This window comes from Streptomyces shenzhenensis, from assembly GCF_021462265.1.
Lineage (GTDB): Bacteria > Actinomycetota > Actinomycetes > Streptomycetales > Streptomycetaceae > Streptomyces > Streptomyces shenzhenensis.
In genome coordinates this window covers 332063-348324 of the sequence record NZ_JAJONF010000003.1, presented here as the reverse complement: position 1 = coordinate 348324, position 16262 = coordinate 332063, and the positions used below count along the sequence as shown (strand labels likewise).

Annotated in this window: 16 protein-coding genes, 5 pseudogenes and 1 riboswitch; of the genes and pseudogenes, 9 read left to right on the top strand and 12 right to left on the bottom strand. The window is 67.7% G+C overall.

Annotated features, from left to right (window positions below; genetic code table 11):
• Positions 1-80 precede the first annotated feature (80 nt).
• The 3 genes from LQ326_RS06130 to LQ326_RS06120 all read right to left on the bottom strand — a co-directional run bounded on the left by LQ326_RS06130 (position 81) and on the right by LQ326_RS06120 (position 4186).
• Positions 81-752: a LysM peptidoglycan-binding domain-containing protein gene (locus LQ326_RS06130; protein WP_234533454.1), complete on the bottom strand. Its 672-nt coding sequence runs from the start codon at positions 750-752 to the stop codon at positions 81-83.
• Positions 753-756: 4 nt separating this feature from the next.
• Positions 757-931: riboswitch (cyclic di-AMP (ydaO/yuaA leader) on the bottom strand.
• 182 nt (positions 932-1113) lie between these two features.
• Positions 1114-2166 (bottom strand): LysM peptidoglycan-binding domain-containing protein, encoded by a 1053-nt coding sequence (locus LQ326_RS06125; protein WP_234533452.1) that lies wholly within the window; start codon positions 2164-2166, stop codon positions 1114-1116.
• 145 nt (positions 2167-2311) lie between these two features.
• Entirely contained in the window at positions 2312-4186 is a 1875-nt protein-coding gene (locus LQ326_RS06120; RefSeq protein WP_234533450.1) for a recombinase family protein, read from the bottom strand.
• 285 nt (positions 4187-4471) lie between these two features.
• Here LQ326_RS06120 and LQ326_RS06115 point away from each other — a divergent pair, with 285 nt between their 5' ends.
• On the top strand, positions 4472-5710 hold the full coding sequence (locus LQ326_RS06115) for a cytochrome P450 family protein (protein ID WP_234533448.1): 1239 nt from the start codon (positions 4472-4474) through the stop codon (positions 5708-5710).
• Positions 5711-5716: 6 nt separating this feature from the next.
• Here LQ326_RS06115 and LQ326_RS06110 read toward each other — a convergent pair whose 3' ends face one another.
• The 5 genes from LQ326_RS06110 to LQ326_RS06090 all read right to left on the bottom strand — a co-directional run bounded on the left by LQ326_RS06110 (position 5717) and on the right by LQ326_RS06090 (position 9694).
• Positions 5717-6700, bottom strand: coding sequence for a nucleoside triphosphate pyrophosphohydrolase (locus LQ326_RS06110; protein ID WP_234533624.1), 984 nt, complete (start codon positions 6698-6700; stop codon positions 5717-5719).
• A gap of 246 nt (positions 6701-6946) precedes the next feature.
• Positions 6947-7594: a SurA N-terminal domain-containing protein gene (locus LQ326_RS06105; protein ID WP_234533446.1), complete on the bottom strand. Its 648-nt coding sequence runs from the start codon at positions 7592-7594 to the stop codon at positions 6947-6949.
• A 178-nt stretch (positions 7595-7772) separates the two neighbouring features.
• Positions 7773-8297: a type 1 periplasmic-binding domain-containing protein gene (locus LQ326_RS06100; RefSeq protein WP_234533444.1), complete on the bottom strand. Its 525-nt coding sequence runs from the start codon at positions 8295-8297 to the stop codon at positions 7773-7775.
• Positions 8298-8469: 172 nt separating this feature from the next.
• A complete protein-coding gene (locus LQ326_RS06095; protein WP_234533442.1) occupies positions 8470-8790 on the bottom strand; it encodes a hypothetical protein in 321 nt (106 codons plus the stop codon).
• A 76-nt stretch (positions 8791-8866) separates the two neighbouring features.
• Positions 8867-9694, bottom strand: coding sequence for a glycoside hydrolase domain-containing protein (locus LQ326_RS06090; RefSeq protein WP_234533440.1), 828 nt, complete (start codon positions 9692-9694; stop codon positions 8867-8869).
• Between the two features lie 457 nt (positions 9695-10151).
• On the opposite strand from LQ326_RS06090, the gene LQ326_RS06085 reads away from it, so the two are divergent.
• The gene (locus LQ326_RS06085; protein WP_234533438.1) at positions 10152-10448 is read left to right on the top strand and encodes a hypothetical protein; all 297 of its coding nucleotides are present in this window, start codon (positions 10152-10154) and stop codon (positions 10446-10448) included.
• Here LQ326_RS06085 and LQ326_RS49090 read toward each other — a convergent pair.
• A pseudogene (locus LQ326_RS49090) lies at positions 10445-10670 on the bottom strand (hypothetical protein); the annotation flags it as partial. The gene LQ326_RS06085 and the pseudogene LQ326_RS49090 sit on opposite strands and share 4 nt — an antisense overlap.
• Between LQ326_RS49090 and LQ326_RS06080 the strand changes: the two are divergent.
• From LQ326_RS06080 to LQ326_RS06070, 4 genes and pseudogenes are all read left to right on the top strand, one after another.
• Positions 10665-10946 carry a hypothetical protein gene (locus LQ326_RS06080; RefSeq protein ID WP_234533435.1) on the top strand — a complete coding sequence of 94 codons (282 nt, stop codon included), beginning with the start codon at positions 10665-10667 and terminating at the stop codon, positions 10944-10946. The pseudogene LQ326_RS49090 and the gene LQ326_RS06080 sit on opposite strands and share 6 nt — an antisense overlap.
• 81 nt (positions 10947-11027) lie before the next feature.
• A pseudogene (locus LQ326_RS48605) lies at positions 11028-11237 on the top strand (polymorphic toxin-type HINT domain-containing protein); the annotation flags it as partial.
• A gap of 96 nt (positions 11238-11333) precedes the next feature.
• Complete coding sequence (locus LQ326_RS06075; RefSeq protein WP_234533433.1) at positions 11334-11678, top strand: DddA-like double-stranded DNA deaminase toxin; 345 nt, start codon at positions 11334-11336, stop codon at positions 11676-11678.
• 91 nt (positions 11679-11769) lie between these two features.
• Complete coding sequence (locus LQ326_RS06070; RefSeq protein ID WP_234533431.1) at positions 11770-12420, top strand: hypothetical protein; 651 nt, start codon at positions 11770-11772, stop codon at positions 12418-12420.
• A gap of 239 nt (positions 12421-12659) precedes the next feature.
• Here the strand turns inward: LQ326_RS06070 and LQ326_RS06065 are convergent, their stop codons facing one another.
• Positions 12660-13904 (bottom strand): tyrosine-type recombinase/integrase, encoded by a 1245-nt coding sequence (locus LQ326_RS06065; protein WP_234533429.1) that lies wholly within the window; start codon positions 13902-13904, stop codon positions 12660-12662.
• Positions 13904-14084, bottom strand: a pseudogene (locus tag LQ326_RS06060) (helix-turn-helix domain-containing protein). The gene LQ326_RS06065 and the pseudogene LQ326_RS06060 overlap by 1 nt, the downstream one beginning before the upstream one ends.
• Positions 14085-14256: 172 nt before the next feature.
• Between LQ326_RS06060 and LQ326_RS06055 the strand changes: the two are divergent.
• From LQ326_RS06055 to LQ326_RS06045, 3 genes and pseudogenes are all read left to right on the top strand, one after another.
• Complete coding sequence (locus tag LQ326_RS06055; RefSeq protein ID WP_234533427.1) at positions 14257-14640, top strand: type II toxin-antitoxin system RelE/ParE family toxin; 384 nt, start codon at positions 14257-14259, stop codon at positions 14638-14640.
• Positions 14637-14975 carry a helix-turn-helix domain-containing protein gene (locus LQ326_RS06050; protein WP_234533424.1) on the top strand — a complete coding sequence of 113 codons (339 nt, stop codon included), beginning with the start codon at positions 14637-14639 and terminating at the stop codon, positions 14973-14975. The genes LQ326_RS06055 and LQ326_RS06050 overlap by 4 nt, the downstream gene beginning before the upstream one ends.
• Positions 14976-15010: 35 nt before the next feature.
• Positions 15011-15226 (top strand): annotated as a pseudogene (locus tag LQ326_RS06045) (helix-turn-helix domain-containing protein); the annotation flags it as partial.
• Positions 15227-15426: 200 nt separating this feature from the next.
• Here the strand turns inward: LQ326_RS06045 and LQ326_RS49085 are convergent.
• Positions 15427-16260 (bottom strand): annotated as a pseudogene (locus LQ326_RS49085) (IS630 family transposase); the annotation flags it as partial.
• Positions 16261-16262: the final 2 nt, after the last annotated feature.

Genomic DNA, 16262 nt, shown 5'->3' with positions numbered 1-16262 from the left:
GGGACCGCGGCTGTGCGGGAGCTGTGGTCCGGCTGGGCGCCGCCCGGCACTCGCGGACGCGCGGCGCCACGCCCGCGCCCTTACCTCAGGTGGAGCTGCTGGCCCGGGTAGATGAGGTCGGCGTTCGCGACGATGTCCTTGTTCAGCTTGAACAGCGCCTGCCAGCCGCCCTTGACCTTGTGCTTCGCGGCGATGGAGCTGAGGGTGTCGCCCTTGACGACCTTGTACTCACCGTCGCCCTTCTTGACCTTCTTGCCGGTCGGGGTGGTGACGGTCTTCTTGGCGGCCGGGCGCTCGGCGGAGCGGGAGGCGGCCTGGGAGCCGGTCGAGCGGGTGCTGGTGCCGCCGCTCGACGAGCCGGCGGAGCCGCCGGTGTAGGCGGCGCCGGACAGGCCCGTGCCGCAGACCGGCCAGGCACCCTTGCCCTGGGCGGCGAGGACCTTCTCGGCGATCTGGATCTGCTGCGCCTTGGTGGCCCGGTTGGCCTGCGCGGCGTACTGCGTGCCGCCGTACGCGGCCCAGGTGGAGGCGGAGAACTGCAGACCGCCGTAGTAGCCGTTGCCGGTGTTGATGGCCCAGTTGCCGCCCGACTCGCACTGCGCGACGGCGTCCCACTGGGAGGCGGTGGCGGCGGAGGCGCCGCCGGCCGCCATCAGCGGCGCGGCCACGGCGACGCCGGTGACACCGGCGACAGCGATGGCGCGGACGGACTTGGACGGACGACGGTGCTTGCCCTTGCCGGAGAACAGCATGGAACGATCCCCTCACCGACGCCTGCGAGGTGAGCTGTCGGGTTCGGGCCGGTTGAGTCGCCCGGCCGCACACCCGTGTGTCGGTGCGCGGCTTCACCCCCAGCCGGATCGGCAGCCTCGGCTACCGGTCCCGGCACTTACCTTGGGTCCCCCGCTCCTGCCTACGGCGCTTGACGCGACGACTGTTCCCGGACGGCCGCTGGCAGGACTCGGCGTTGCGACAGCCGGGGCTCGTGGTGACGAGCGGCCTTGACCGTAAACAGGGCATCCGGCGAATTCCAAAGATGATCAGGGCTTCTGAGACTCATCCCACACTTTCACCAAACCGGACATTAGCCCCGAAGCTGGGCGTCAACTCCCGCTACTTCCCGTCCGGTTCGCTGCCGATTTTCAGGGTCTGACCGGGGGTGACGGCGTTCGGGTCGGCACCGATGTCGGCCTTGTTCACGGCATAGAGCGCGCGCCACCCGCCGTCGAGGTCAAGGGAGTCGGCGATGGAGGCGAGGGTGTCCCCCTCGCGGACGGTGTAGGTGCCGCCGTCGCGGGAGGCGTGACGACCGGAGGAGGTGGCACTCTGACTTTTTGTCACGTTTTCGTCCGCCGAGCCGCCGCGGTGCTTGCCGCCGCCACTGGCGGCCCCCGTGTCGACCAGACTCCAAGAGCCTCCGGTCTGCCACGAATTGTCCGAGTCGTCAGCCTCGGGAATGACGGGATTCCCGCTCGCCTTCGAGGCGCCGGATCCGGAGTCGGAGTCAGAAGATTCCGACTTGCCCTTCTTGGTGGATTTGCTGGGGGTGTCCGCCTTGGAGCCACCACCCGTGCTCGCGCTCGGAGAGGGAGTGGCGGATCCGCCGCCCGAGTCCGCGGCGCCCGAGGAGGAGCCGGAACCGGAACCGGAAGGGGACGACGAAGACGACGAGGACGCTGAGGACGACGAATCCGACAGCCCGGAGGACGAGTCCGACGAGTCGGAGGAACCAGACGAACCGGACGAACCATTCGATCCGCCGAGTCCCGTGTCGACGTTCACCGAGGCGTCGTCGGAGGAGAGCCCGGCGAGCAGGGCGCAGGTCCGCCAGGGCTTGGTGCCCTGGTCGGCGAGTATCTTCTCGGCGACCGCGATCTGCTGCGAACGGCTCGCCTGGTCCGGCGTCGCGGCGTACTCCGTGCCCCCGTACTTCGCCCAGTCGTCCAGGGACATCTGGAGGCCGCCGTAGTAGCCGTTGCCGCTGTCGGCGCTCCAGGAACCGCCGCTCTCGCACTCGGCCACCTGGTCCCAGGTGGAGCCGTCCGCCGCGTGGGCGCTCACCGCACCGAGGAGCGGGATGGCGATGGCGGAGCCGGTCACCCCGGCCGCGACGAGGAGGGCCGGAGCCTGACGGGGGCGACGGTGACGACCGTTCCCGGAGAGCATGCGGAAACCTTTCGAGCGACAGTGGTGACCGGCGCGGCGGGTCCCCCAGGGCGCCACGCTGATGCGGTGAACGTATCGGCAGACGATCACTCATCACAAGTTAATGCCGCGCAGATCACGTGAAGATCACAGAGTTGAGGGATTCTCATGTTCTGCTCGGCCTTCCAGTGATGCCCACGATGACCTCGAAGGGCGGAACGAGCGGCTCGCGTTGAACCGGCGCGCTGTCCCCCAGGAGGTTCAGATGGTGCACGAGGACTGGCCAGAAGCCCTTCTTGAACCATGTGTTCTGCCTGTCCTTGGCGAGTGTCCACGGCCCGTACCGCGTGGGCAGTTCTCGCCACAGGCACCCGGTTCGCAGCCTGTGGAGGATCCCGTTCACCTGAGTCCGGACGTCCACCGCCCCACGCGCGAACTGGCGGCATCGAAAGTGAGTGGCCATCAATTCCTCCACGGCAGGCCACACCGACTCGGTCACTTCCGCCGGAACTGGCGTCTCGGTCCGCACATGCCACTCGGTCACCTTGCATGCGACTCCGGATCGCTTCCGCACCTCGCCCAGCGGCCTCACCCTGATGTCCAGAAGGTCGATCACTTCACTCATCCGGTCCGCCGCCAAGCCCTGCAACTGCCCGGACCTGGCCATCAGAACGAGATCCGAGACGGTGACAGCCGCCCGGTCGGCCTTCTCTTGCTCCGCAAGAACCTCCCTCCCCCTGGCGAGCTGCGCCGCGGCATCCCGCACGTCCTCCGCGAGCTGCCGCAGGGCCGCTTCCCTCACCGTCCGGTCAAGGTCGCGGATACCTGCCAGCTCGTCCGCGGCGCGGGCAGCAACCGCTTCCTTCTCCCTGAGCCGGTTCTCGAAGGCGGTCACTCGTTCACGTTGCTTACGCATGTCTCCGGGGTAGACGTTTGGTTTGTTCTCGGGCAACCCGCCCGACCACTCGGGGTCGGAGAGAAACCCGATGACTTCGTTCCAGACGGCCGCCTCGACGTCGCCTGCGGTCAGACAGGGGTCGGCGCAATTCGTCTCCTTGCCGTTGTTCCCGCCCCCACACCGGTAGTACCGAGCCCCCTGAGAGTTGTGGTAGTTGCCGACGTAGCCATGTCCGCACCTGCCGAGGATCCGGCCGGTCAGTGGGTAGTGCTCAGCGGCCGCACGTGAGGAGTGCCCCGTCTCCTTGATTGCCTTCGCGAGCGCTGTCGCCCTCTCTTCGGAAAGGATGCGGGGTACCGGGATGGTTACGCTGCACCCGCGCAGCGGGGCACCCTCGTCATCCAGCCTGGTGGCTTTCCCGCCTTTCCTGGCCGGGTCGCGAAAGACGACCTTCCCTTCGAGAAGCGCGGAGCTCGTGAGGCGCCGGTGAACATTGGAAGCAGTCCACGGCCGACCGCTGCGCGGGAGATAGCCGTGCGCGGTGAGTTCCCGGGCCGTCTCGGACACGCTTTTCTTCTCGTCCACGATGAGACTCACCGCCTTGAGGACGACGCGAGCCTCGGCCTCGGCGACGACAAGCCTGGACCCACGCCTGCCGGTCTTCTCGATGGCGTACCCCCACGGGGGCGGGCCCCCTACCCAACCCCCTTCAAGAGCCGCTCGCTGACGCCCGCTCTGAGTGCGTTCGCGGATCAGATTCCGTTCGGCTTCGGCCATCAGGGCGTGAAACTTCAATTGCCGTCGGCCGAGATCCGTAGTGGTATCGATGTCCTGGGTGACCGAGGCGAAGCCGACACCGAGGTCTTCCATGGCCCAGATCCACGTCCAGAACGCGGTGCCAGTACGTCCGATGCGGTCGAACTTGTGGACCACGATCACATCGATGAGGCCCTGCCGAGCGGCCTCTTCCAGCCGCAGCATGGCAGGGCGCTCGATGACCGCTCCCGAAACTCCCACGTCCTTGAAGATCATTTCGGGGGAGAGGACCCACCCAGGTCGACCACTGACATAGACACGCCCCGCGCGCTCCTGGAGGTCGAGCCCGTAGCCCTGCGCCTGCTCCCGCGTCGAGACCCGCAGCATCAAAGCTGCTCGAACAGTACGAACCGGTTCCGGACCACGGTTGACCGCGGGCGTGGACACAGCTGTAGCGTCTACCACGTCAGCCCCTTCACGGCTGGCAAGGTCCCGGAGCCCTGGCCGGCTCTGGGACCTCTTGCGTTTTCGGGAAATTAGCGTGTCTCAAGACGCGGCATCGAAAAACAGATGAAACTCCCCCGTAAGTGCATATTTCTCCATATACCGGAGACAGGATCGGCGTCTCTGTGCCAAGGCCGCCACCGGCCGACTCCCGCTACGGTTTTCCCTGTGAACGTCCCGAACACCGCCCCCGAGCTCTTCACCTGGGGGTTCGCCGCCGATCCGTACCCGACCTACGCCTGGCTGCGCGAGCACTCCCCGGTCCGCTGGACGAAGCTTCCCAGCGGAGTGGAGGCCTGGCTGGTGACCCGCTACGACGACGCACGCCAGGCTCTCGCCGACGGACGGCTTTCGAAGAATCCCGACCATCACGCCGAGGGGGCGCACAGCAAGAGCAGGACCGGCATCCCTGGTGAGCGAAGCGCCAATCTCATGACGCACCTACTCAATATCGACCCGCCGGACCACACCCGGCTGCGCCGCCTCGTCTCCCAGGCCTTCACTCCCCGCCGCGTGGCGCAATTCGGTCCGCGTGTGCAGGAGTTGACCGATGACCTCATCGACCGATTCGCACCACAGGGCAAGGCCGACCTCATCCACGACTTCGCCTTCCCTCTTCCGATCTATGCGATCTGCGACCTGCTCGGCGTCCCACGCGAGGATCAGGACAAGCTACGCGAATGGGCAGGGATGATGATCCGGCATGGCGGGGGCCCGCGCGGCGGCGTGGCCCGTTCCGTCAAGAAGATCCGCGCCTACCTCGCCGACCTCATCCACCGTAAACGCGGCCTCCTCGGCGAGGATCTGATCTCAGGACTCATCCGCGCCTCCGACCAGGGCGAACACCTCACCGAGAACGAAGCCGCCGCTATGTGCTTCGTACTTCTTTTCGCAGGCTTCGAGACCACCATCAATCTCATCGGCAACGGCGTACACGCGCTTCTACGCAATCCCACGCAGAGGGACCGGCTCCAGCAGTCGATCGAGCGCGGGGACACCGCACTGCTCGACACCGGAGTGGAAGAGCTGCTCCGCTACGACGGACCGGTGGAGCTGGCCACCTGGCGCTTCGCCACCGAAACCCTCTCCATCGGCGGGCAGCCTATTAACACCGGGGACCCGGTACTGGTCGTCCTCGCTGCCGCGGACCGCGACCCCGCGCGATTCTCGGAGCCCGACACACTCGACCTCGCCCGCATAGACAACCAGCACCTCGGATACGGCCACGGCATCCACTACTGCCTCGGCGCACCCTTGGCCCGCCTCGAAGGCCGTACCGCCCTCAGGACGCTGCTGCTCCGCCTCCCCGACCTCCGGCTTGCAGCAGATCCCGCCGACCTGCGCTGGCGGGGTGGGCTCATCATGCGCGGGCTGCGGGAACTGCCCGTGCAGTTCACCGCCCCCTGATCAGAGTCATTCTTCCGTTCTCCTGATCGCGTCCCGGTACGCCCGGGCCGCCGCCCGCAGTGCCGCCTCGGGGTCGACGCCCTCCGCCTCCGCGTGGACCGCCAGCGCGAGCAGTTGGTAGCCGATGCCCCCCGCCTGGGGCAGCGGTACGTCCAGCCCCGCCGTGCGCACCCGTGAGGCCAGCTTCGCCGCCAGGGCGAGACCCGGCTGCGCGAGGGGCACCCCGTCCGTCACCGACTCGCGCTGCTTCTCCATCGCCTTGGTCCGCAGCCAGTGTTCCTTGACCTCCTCCGGGGTCGAGGCGGTCTCGTCGCCGAAGACGTGCGGGTGGCGGTGGACGAGCTTGGCGACGATGCCTCCCGCCACGTCGTCGATCGAGAAGGGGGCGTCCGGGTCCTCCTCCGCGATCCGTGCGTGGAAGACGACCTGGAGGAGCACGTCGCCCAGTTCCTCGCGCAGTTCGTCGCGGTCGCCGGCCTCGATCGCCTCGACGAGTTCGTAAGCCTCCTCGATGGCGTACTTGGCCAGGCCCTCGTGGGTCTTCAGGGAGGACCAGGGGCACTCGGCGCGGATCCGGTCCATGACCTGGACGAGGTCGAGGAGGCGGGCGCCGGGCAGGTCGTAGGAGGCGGGGAGCAGCTCCAGCTCGGGCATCCGCACGCGGCCGGAGCCGGCGAGGCGGGCCAGGCCGTCCGTGAGGGCGGGCTCACCCTCGCCCGTCGCCACGACCACCACCGTCCGGCCGCCGGCGCAGGCGTCGACCAGTTCCTCCGCGGTGGGGGCCGCCTCGTCCACGGCCGTCCCGGCCTCCCGCAGATACGGCAGCTGCGGATGCGCGCCGTCCGCGCACAGCACGCGGTCCGCCACGCGCAGTGCCTGCCAGGCGGGCCAGGACAGCAGGCCGGGGGCGACCCGGTGGCTGGTGGTGAGCAGGACGACCCGGCCGGCGTCGGACCGGTCGGACGGGTCGGTCTGGCTGGTCTGGGGGATCTGGCCGTGCTGGGAGGTCTGGCCGGGCTGGGCGGCCGGAGAGGGTTCCGGGGTGGTGGGTTCGGGCCTGGTGGTGTTCACGCTCCGAACGTAACGCACCACCGCTGCCGGCCTCGCGGTTTGTCCACAGGGCGGGGACGATCAAGTGATCGTATGACCACCGCGGAGGTGCGGCCGGGACTCGCCCCGTCGGCCCGCCCCGTCGGCCCGCCCCAGCGGCCTGCCCCGCGCGGCCCGCGGCCCGTCCTACGCCGACACCTGCGTCCCGGCCGACGTGACCTCCCGTACCCACGGCGTCTTGGCGTCCACCCGGCTGCTCTTCTGGACGTCCCAGGCGCCGTAGCGCGGGTTGAGGTCGACGTGGAGTTCCTTGGACGCGGTGGCCAGGGCCTTCCAGAAGACCGGCTGCGAGGTGTCGGTGCCGAGGGCCTGGGCGAGCTTCTTGGCCTCCACCTGGAAGCGGAGGTTGTCGTCCAGGCGCTCGGGGGCGATGCCGTACTTCTGCAGCCAGGCGGTCTGCAGCGCCGCGGAGCCGCCGGCCTGCTGTTCGAGGCCGGAGCGCATCTCCTCGACCTCCTTGCGGGTGACGCCGACGCCCGCGTCCTGGGCGGCCCGGTGCAGCACCCGGTCGAGGACCATGTTGTACAGGGTGTCCCGGGTGAGGCTGCTGGTGGAGGCGAGGACCTGCTGGTACTGAGTCTGGTCCGGCACCGCGGCGCGCTGGGCCCGGCGCACCTCGTTCACGCGGTTCTCCAGCTGCGAGACGGTGATCCGCTGGCCGCCCACGACGGCCGCCGCACCCGGGTGGGCGTCGCTTCCGCAGGCGGTCAGCAAGGGAGCCGCGGCGGCGATCGCGGCGGAGAGGACGAGCGCGGTGCGACGGCGGCGGTGCAAGGGTGCCTCCCGAGGAGATTGTGCGGCGGAGCACAAGGTCTTGCGGTGATCGATGGTAGGCAGTGGGCAGGCTCTGGCCAACCCATTCGACCAACGATTCACACCCGTATCCGGCACCGCCGCACCACCCACCGGAAGGGTTTGCGGGTCGCGCCGTGTCTCCCTGAGGGAACGGCGCTCAGTCCCGTCCGGCCACCGCCCGCTCGACGGCGCCGGCGACCTCGGCCCGCACTCCGTCACCGGCGGAGACAGTGGTCACGTTGGAGACGGCCGCGCTGCCGCCGCCCACCAGCACGAAGCCCACCTTCCGGTGCGTGGGCGCGGCCTGTGCCGCGACCGCGACCTCGGGCCGCCCCACGGCGAGGACGACATCGCAGGAGCGCTGGAACAGGCTGTTGAGGAAGGGGCGCGCGTTGCCGGTGCTCTGCTCACCGGTCACCTGCTCGTAGCTCACGCGCGCGTGAGTCTTCACAGAGGCTTCCTGCATGCCCTGCCAGACCGCGGCGGCGGTCCCCCCGCTGATCCCCCTCTCGCCGGTGAGCAGACAGGCGTCGACGTCAACGTAGTGACGCGCCCGAGTGTCGGGGATCGGGGGGCGGCCGCCGTTCTGGGAGGGAAGGAATCCGACGGTGACGGCCACAGCGGCGGCGACCGCGACCCCGCCCGCCGCCAGCGCGACGGTGCGCCCGCGGAGCGAGCGCAACCATGTGACGGTGGCACGCCCCAAGACGGCGAACCGTCCGGTCCGCTCCGGTCGGGCGGCGCGCGCCTGCGACACCTGTCTCACCTGTTTGGCCACTTGCCTGCATGCCTGCTTTCGAGCTCTGCGCCTTGCCCTGCTTCTGTCCGCGTCGCCACCAGCGCTACCAGCGCCGTCAGCGCCGCCCTGCCGCAAGCCGGGGCCACATCATCCACGCGTGCAAGGAGGCGCCCGCCATGGACAGCAGGATCAGCAGCAGATCGGCCATGAACAGCAGGCCGTGGGTGTCGTCCGGAGTCAGCCCGACATCGGTGACCCACGCCGCCAGGACCGCGCTGAACCCGGCGAAGGCCCACCAGTCGGCACGGGTACGCCGACGCAGGGCGAGAACCAGGGACGGTACGTTGCACAGCAGTCCGAGGGTGAGCACGGGCAACGCGGCGAACCCGACGCGCCCTGCGATCCCCCGGACCGCCGCCATGGCGACCACCTTCATCTCCCGCCCCTTCTCCGTCCTGCCGTCCCAGCGCCCCGCTCGTCTGCCGCGCGGGGCACACAGGCGTCACACGAATTCAGCCGATGATGGCGACCGGCGCGTCCCACGCGTCGCGGTCCACGGTGATCGTGTAACCGTTCCGCGTCTCCTTGCTGTTGACGATGTACTGGTGCGCACGGCTGTGGTTGGTGTACTGGGTGGACCCCCACGGCCAGTCCGAGGTGGTCGTGTACTTCTTGTCCCACAGCGCGTACCAGAGGTTGCCCGGCAGGTCCGTCTTGTTGGTCGCGGTGGCGATGGCCTTGGCGCTGGAGCTGGTGAAGCCGTAGTAGCCGCCGCGGTAGACCTTGGCACGCAGCGTCTTGGAGAAGGAACGCACATACGTCAGCACGGCGTCGTTGCACGCCGTGTTCGTGGTGTCGTACGACTCCATGTCGAGGTAGATCGGGCTGCCGGCCTTCATGCCGAGCGCCGACGCCTTGGCCACCGCGTCGTTGGCATCGCTCACGCCGAGGGAGGCGGCGGTGGAGGCGGTGAGCTTCTCGGGGTTGGAGCCGCTCTGGCAGGGCGGCTGGGCGCCGACGTAGAGCGGGATGAGCTTCCAGCCGAGGGAGTTGACCGACTTGACCCAGGAGGCGGTGAGGTTGGGCTGGCTGCAGCCGCGGTTCTTGCCGCCGACGTAGACGGCGGCGGCGCCGTAGAGGCCGCCCTTCCAAGCCTTCATCGCGTTCAGCGAGGGCGCGGCACAGGTGTCGAAGGCGTGGCCCGTGTAGGTCTTCTGAGCGGGCCAGGTGGTGGCCGCCATGGAAGCCTGCGCCGCGATCCCGGCTCCCGCGACGACGGCGGCGCCGGCCGCCCCCCACGCGATGTACCTGAGCTTCCTGGACTGCCGGTGCTCGGCCATCCCCCACCCCTTCATGCGTACGTCTTTCCGTACGCGTCTGGCGACGACGTACGGCGGCGTCTGACGACGGCGTACGCCCGCTGGAAACCTCTGAATCCCCGAGAGCGCACTACGGATTGACGATGACACGTCACCGGCGCCACAGGGGCATCGCACAATAACCGATGTCACCACCAAGATCGGAAAACTTTGACCCCAAGCCATCACAAGATTGAGCCAAGGCACAGCAAACCTTCAGGGAGCGGCGCAACGTTCCGACCGACCACCGGCCAGAGCCGGGACAGCGGCACCACGCCGATCGCCGCCCCACACCGTCTGACAGCACCGGGGCATTGCTCTAACCTTGCGCCACACCCTCCGTCTCCGCTGCGGAGGCCGGGGAGGGGGCGGGATGGAAAGGCGTCTTGAGGCCGGTTGGCTCCAGCGAATACTCTGGGTGACTCTGGCGTGGGGATCCTTGGGCTTTCTGGTCTGGGTGCCGTTCCTGTACGTGGCGATCCGGCGCGGTCGAGGCTCTGACTGGGGCGCCTTCGCCTCGTTCGCACTCTACGAGACGGTGATCCTGGCGTGGTCGACCCTCGTCCACACCGACGACGGCGATCCGGTGCTGGGCGTGATCTTCGTCCTGACGCTGCTGATGGCGACGGGCCTGCTCCTGTTCGCCCTGTTCGACAGGCGAGTGCCGAAGCCGCAGGGGCAGGAGTACGGCGTGATGGCACCGCCGCCGATGTCGGGGAATCCGTACTTGCGTTAGCGCGTCTCACGCCCGTCCAAGGGCTTGCCGGAATCGACACCTTGGTTTGATCTTGATTTGATCTTGGTTTCGTCGGGGTCGAGGAGCCTGAAGACGTCGTCTGGCCTGCGGAACGGGCTGGTCGAGGCGGGAAGACAGACACCGTGGGCTTCCAGGAACGGGCGGACGTCCTTTTTCCGCGCGGCTGATGGCCACGGCGGTGGCGCTGAAGAGCAGGTGAAGGCCGGCGACACGTTCGCGAACTCGGTGCCGGGCGTGGCGGGTACGGAGGCGCACCAGGTCACCGCGGCGATCGTCACCTACAACGACCACGACTTCGTGGACCTGACCATCAGGCAGACGGCGTCCGGGGCGACGGCCAAGTCGACGCTGCAGGCGGGCGCGAAGGCGGTGGCCGGGAGCACCGTCAAGAAGGCGGCGCGCAAGGCCGCGTTTGAACTGGCTGCGGTGCCCAGCACGCTGACGGCGAGCCATGTCCACTGCGCTGTCGTCCAGTGACGACAGTGACGGCGGTCAGCGACGCGGGCATGGCCCATCACGCCAAGGTAGCCGGAAAACACCGGTAACCGGAGCGCACGTCTGACGACGACGTTCCACCACCCCTTCTACGACGAGGCCCGGTCGCCCTTCCTACAGGCCAAGGACCTCAAGACCGGCGACGTCCTCCAGACCCCGACCGGCACGGCCGAAGTCACGGGCGTACGCCTGTACCACGCGCACACCACCACCTACGACCTCACCATTGGCACCCTCCACACGTACTATGTGGAGGCCGGGGACACGCCGCTTCTCGTTCACAACATTTCTCTTCCGTGCCCGGAGGGCCTGGAAGCAGGTCTGAGGAAGGCCAGGGACGCGCAGTCTCGATTTAGGGAGCCCGGAGGTATGTCCGGGTACACAGAGTTGGACAACGGTGTTTCGTCCAACCTTTCCTCGGGCGGAGACGGTCGCAACCTCAGGCCCGATTGGGAGGCGCCGCCGGGGACGACGGACAAGAATTTCCACCATCTGGAGAACCAGACCGCGGCACTGATGCGCAAGACCGGAGCCAAGGAAGGGTATCTGTACCTGCACAAGGCCGAGGGGGCTGCCTACGGGCCGTGCCCTGGGGTGGATGGCTGTCTTTCCAACATGCGGTCGATGCTCCCAGAAGGGTCCAAGCTGATGGTCATCTGGCGAAATTCAGTCGGACGCATCGAAAACCGGGTCTTCGTAGGGGCGGCGGATTAGCCACGGTGGTTGAAATCTTCGGTTGACATTTAGCGCCTGCGTGATGATTCACGGGTCGTCGCGCAGGCGCTGCGCCCGTTATCATGAGGTGGTGATCAATCCGGCAGACATTAACATCTCAGACTTCCTGGCCAACTGGTACGGCAGTCCTAGTTCGGCGGAACAGAGACAGGACTCCGATACATGGCTGCCTGCTCCACTACGGGAGTGGTACGGCCTCGTCAGCCGCTGGAATCAACTTCGGTCATCCAGTGTCCGGGTCTATGATCCCCAGGGAATCCGGGTGGAGCACGACAAGGCCGTGTTCGCGTCCGACCCGACCGGGGATTGGTTCTGGGCTTTCGATGCCAGCGATTCTTCATCTGTTTACGAAGCCGAATTGCGTGGTGAATGGAAGCTGGTTCCTGAGCGTCTCCCAGAGTTCTTCATTCACCTGGCGGTGACAGTGGCAGCTTCCTCGGCCACATATGCTCGTCAGTGCCCCCAGGTGCCCAATGCTGCCCTGCCCGCAGTGCTGACCGGAATGAATGAAGTTTCATTCGGTGGCTGGAGATGGCCTCGGTCTGGCCATCGGACATTCGTTAACGAAACTTTGATCGCCGACGTGGGGCCGGCAATGGACTTCAGGGCGCCCTGGCGTAATAGGGAGGGCTTCTCTGCCGTCAGTGTCTCTGCAATGAGCTCGGAGGCTCTTGGTCACCTGGATGCCGTTTCTACGGTCAAGTGGCTGGTCCATCCCTAGGATCTCACTGGATCGCCGTGAACTGAGATTTCGACGGGCGAGCCGTCGATCGCCAGGCATCTGAGGCGATGGGCTGACAACCTCAGCGAGTCATGAAAACGGCGAAAACGCTTCGTAGAGCTGTGCACGTGACGTGACTCTGGGCGTCTTGACGGCAACGCTGACGGCAACGCCAGCGGACGCCGGAGCCCCCACCGATGGTTCAGGGCGGGGGGCTCCGGCGTTTCCGCGCGGGGCGGTCAGTGGGGGACGGCTGCGCGCATCGGTGGGCCTTCGGGATCGTCCTCCTCCTGGAGGACGTCGGTGAGTTGGTTGATGGCGTCGTGTTGGAGGCGCGGGCGGACGTGAGCGTAGACCTGGGCGGTGATGCCGATGTTGGCGTGGCCGAGCAGTTCCTTGATGGTGACGAGTTGGACACCCTGTTCCAGGAGCAGAGTGGCGCAGGTGTGGCGGAGATCGTGGAAGCGGACTCGTCGGATGCCTGCCTGGTCGAGTAGCCCGGTACATCGCCCCGCAACGTCGGTGGGATCGAGGGGCGTGCCGACACGGGTGGTGAAGATCAGGCCGCTGTCCCGCCACTGGGCCCCTGCGGCGGTGCGTTGACGCTCCTGCTCCTCGCGGTGTTGTTCGAGAGCAGCCAGACAGGCCACGGGCAGGGCGATGCGTCGTTCGGCGGCGCGGGTTTTGGTGGGGAAGAGGGTGAGTCCTCCGGCGGGGTTGTGCTGGAGGCTGCGGCGGATGTTGAGGGTGCCGGCGGCCGGGTCGAGGTCGGCCCAGGTGAGGCCGAGCAGTTCACCGCGTCGCAGTCCGGCTCTCAGGGCCAGTTCCCACAGAGCCCGGAGTTTGTCTTGCCGGGCCACTTTGAGGAAGCGGCGTGCTTCGTCGGCGGTGAGCGGTTCGAAGCGCCGGTGGCGGGGCGGGCTGAGTTTGACGTTCCGGGCGACGTTGCGCGGCAGCTCTTCCTCCCGGACGGCGTGTTCGAGTGCGGACTTGAGGACGGAGTGCACGTAGGCGACGGTGAGCGGGGACAAGCGTCTGTCGCAGCAGTTGCCGATGGCGCAGCAGCGGCGTGGTGCGGCGTCGAGGTTGCGGGCGCAGCACTGGCAGGTGGTGCGGAGCCGATCGAGGAAGGTACGTATGTCCCTGGCCGTCAGTTGAGCCAGCACGAGGTACAGGCGCACGCAGGTGCGGTAGCGCTCGTGGGTGTTCGCGCGGACCCGGTGTACGGCCACATTGTTGAGCCAGAAGGCGAGGTAGTCACCGAGTGTGCCGCTAGCGGTGGCGACTGGGTGGCCGCTGTTGCTGGCGCCCATTTTCTCGGTGAGCTTGTCGGCAGCCTCTCGATGAGTCGAGCCGTACACGCGGACGCGCTTGCGTGTGCCGTCGGTGGTCAGCATGTATCCGGCGGCTTCCCAGCGGCCATCTTTGCGCTGGTAGATGGTGCCTTCGCCGTTGGCGCGAGTTTTCTTGCGCGGTGCGGGCATCAGGCGGCTTCTTCCAGGTGATGGCGGATGTACGTGTCGAGGGCGGAGGCGGGGATGCGGCGGGCACGGCCGATGGTGAGGGAAGGGTCGGTGGGAGCGGATGAGGTCGTAGACGGTGGAACGACCGAGCTTGAGTCGCGCCATGACGTCCGGCACGGTGAGCAGTTCGTCATCGTGCATGAGTCGGTTCGCCTTCCGTTCCGGGGGCAGGTTCGTGGGCGGCGCCGTGGCATCAGGAAAAGGGGGGAGTACGGGGGTGTGCGAATCTGGAGTGGCTGCGGTCGCGGCGACGGCACACGACCTGAACTACGTATTCGCGCTCTCGCACCCCGTGCCATATATCATCGGCGCTATGGACAGTGGGCGGTACTCGATCGAGCTCGAGCCGGAGGTGCGGCTGTGGCTGGAGAACATTCCCGCCCATCACTACAAGCAGGCCGAACGCGTCGCCGACCTGCTCGCCGAGCAGCCCACCACGCTCGACGAACCGCACTCCCGCCACCTGGGCGGCAAGCTCCGCGAGCTGCGCTTCCGCCTGGGCGATGCCCATCAACGGATCACCTACTGGCTGGCGCCCGGCCGACGTGTCGTGCTGCTCACCGTGTTCCGCAAGACCAAGATGCGCGAGCAGGCCGAAGTGGACCGCGCCCACGCCGCACAGCGATTGTGCGAGGCAGAGCATGAAGCCGCCGCCGAGCACGACCTCTACAGCCGCGACCTCAAGGAGAACCGATGAACCACAGCGAATGGAGGACCCGTCGCCACCGCCGGCTGCTGGGCGAGCACCTGGAGGCTGACCCCGAGTACGACCGGGTCTACGAAGAGGCCGGTCTCGCCATGACGTTGGGCAAGGCCGTCTACGACCGGCGTAAGCAGCTGGGTCTGAGCGAGGCCGATCTCGCCGAGCGCATGCACGTCGACGTCGATGACATCGAAGGCATCGAGACGGCCACCGAGCTGCCGCCTATCGCGGTCATCATGCGCCTGGCCCGCGCATTGGACCTCACGGTGGACGTGCACCTCGCCGGCGGAGACGAGCCCACTGTCACCATCGTCGCCCCAGCGGCCTGAGGCGGGGAGGAACCATGCAGGACCCGCCTTCCGCGCTCGCCCGTGAGCTCGGGCAACTCGTCCACGACCGGCGCATCGAGCTCGGGCTGTCCCAGGCCGAGTTGGCCGAGCGGTGTGGGATGAAGCAGCCGCAGATCTCCCGCTTCGAAGGCGGCGGGACCGTGCCCACGCTTCCCCTCCTGCGCCGCCTGGCTCAGGCTCTCGGAGCCGACCTGTGCATCAGCCTCACCCCGCACGACAAAGCCGCTTGACGCGCATTCGGAATTCCTGGAATTCCCCAGGCGGTGTAGACCGCTGACGTCAGTAGTGACGCTGAGGTTGAAAGGGTGGGGTGACGGGTTACGGGGGGTTCCAGTTGCAGTCCGGTCTCGGCGATGAAGCCGTCGGGACTTCGGGGCGGCGTTGGATGTTGTGTAGGCGGTTCTTCACGAGCGGGGTGAGTTCTTCGATCGTGGGCCCATACGCCTTCGACGGGGTTGAGGTCGGGCGCGTAGGGCGGGAGCTTGACGATGGTCAGCCGGTCGCTGTTGCGGTCGCAGAACTCTCGCAGGGCCTTGGCGTGATGAGTGCTGGCGTTGTCCCACACCACGATCAGCGGGGCACCGCCGAGTTGCCGACGGGCGGAGGTCAGCAGGTCCGAACTCACGTGCCCGGAAACCCTTCTTCTCGCCGGTTCAGCCCCGGTACGTCTGCGTTCGGTAGATCAGCCTGGTTGCACGACCCGGCCTGAGGCAGATCATCCCGGCCATCAGGACACGACCTGAGCCCTTGCCTGTCACCTTGACCAGCGGCGTCCGGCCCCGCCGCGACCAGGTCCGGCCCTTCCCAGGCTTCAGGTCCTGTCCGGCCTCGTCCTCGAAAGCTATCCACGCGCCCAGGAGCTGGGCCGACCTCTTACCCGTGACCACTGCTCCGTTCGCCACAACTCAACGGCCTGCTCGTCCCGCTCGACCGCTCTGGGCGCGGGAACCTGCGGTGACCAGCCCAGCCTGTGCAGCAGATATGACACCCCGCGCGGGGTGTACCGGTGCCCGAACAGCCGATGAACCAGCTCCGCGACCCTCGCCAGGGTCCACCGCTGGTCCTCCGTCCAACCGTGGGCCGCGGGTCCGGCCTCCAGTTCCGTCTGGGCATCGTCGAGCCGGCACGGGAAGCCACCGGCTCCCCTGGACTCCAGGGCAGCGCTGCCACCCTGACGCCAGTCTGCGTGCCAGGCATACGCTGACTTCCGCGACACCCGTAACCTGCGGGCCACCTCCGGCGGCCGCACCCCTTGCCTGAACATCT

Coding starts and splice junctions, on each gene's coding strand:
- LQ326_RS06130 (WP_234533454.1), bottom strand. CDS start 752: ATGCTGTTCTCCGGCAAGGGCAAGCACCGTCGTCCGTCCAAGTCCGTC.
- LQ326_RS06125 (WP_234533452.1), bottom strand. CDS start 2,166: ATGCTCTCCGGGAACGGTCGTCACCGTCGCCCCCGTCAGGCTCCGGCC.
- LQ326_RS06120 (WP_234533450.1), bottom strand. CDS start 4,186: ATGCTGCGGGTCTCGACGCGGGAGCAGGCGCAGGGCTACGGGCTCGAC.
- LQ326_RS06095 (WP_234533442.1), bottom strand. CDS start 8,790: ATGAAGGTGGTCGCCATGGCGGCGGTCCGGGGGATCGCAGGGCGCGTC.
- LQ326_RS06090 (WP_234533440.1), bottom strand. CDS start 9,694: ATGGCCGAGCACCGGCAGTCCAGGAAGCTCAGGTACATCGCGTGGGGG.
- LQ326_RS06075 (WP_234533433.1), top strand. CDS start 11,334: ATGTCCGGGTACACAGAGTTGGACAACGGTGTTTCGTCCAACCTTTCC.
- LQ326_RS06065 (WP_234533429.1), bottom strand. CDS start 13,904: ATGCCCGCACCGCGCAAGAAAACTCGCGCCAACGGCGAAGGCACCATC.
- LQ326_RS06055 (WP_234533427.1), top strand. CDS start 14,257: ATGGACAGTGGGCGGTACTCGATCGAGCTCGAGCCGGAGGTGCGGCTG.
- LQ326_RS06050 (WP_234533424.1), top strand. CDS start 14,637: ATGAACCACAGCGAATGGAGGACCCGTCGCCACCGCCGGCTGCTGGGC.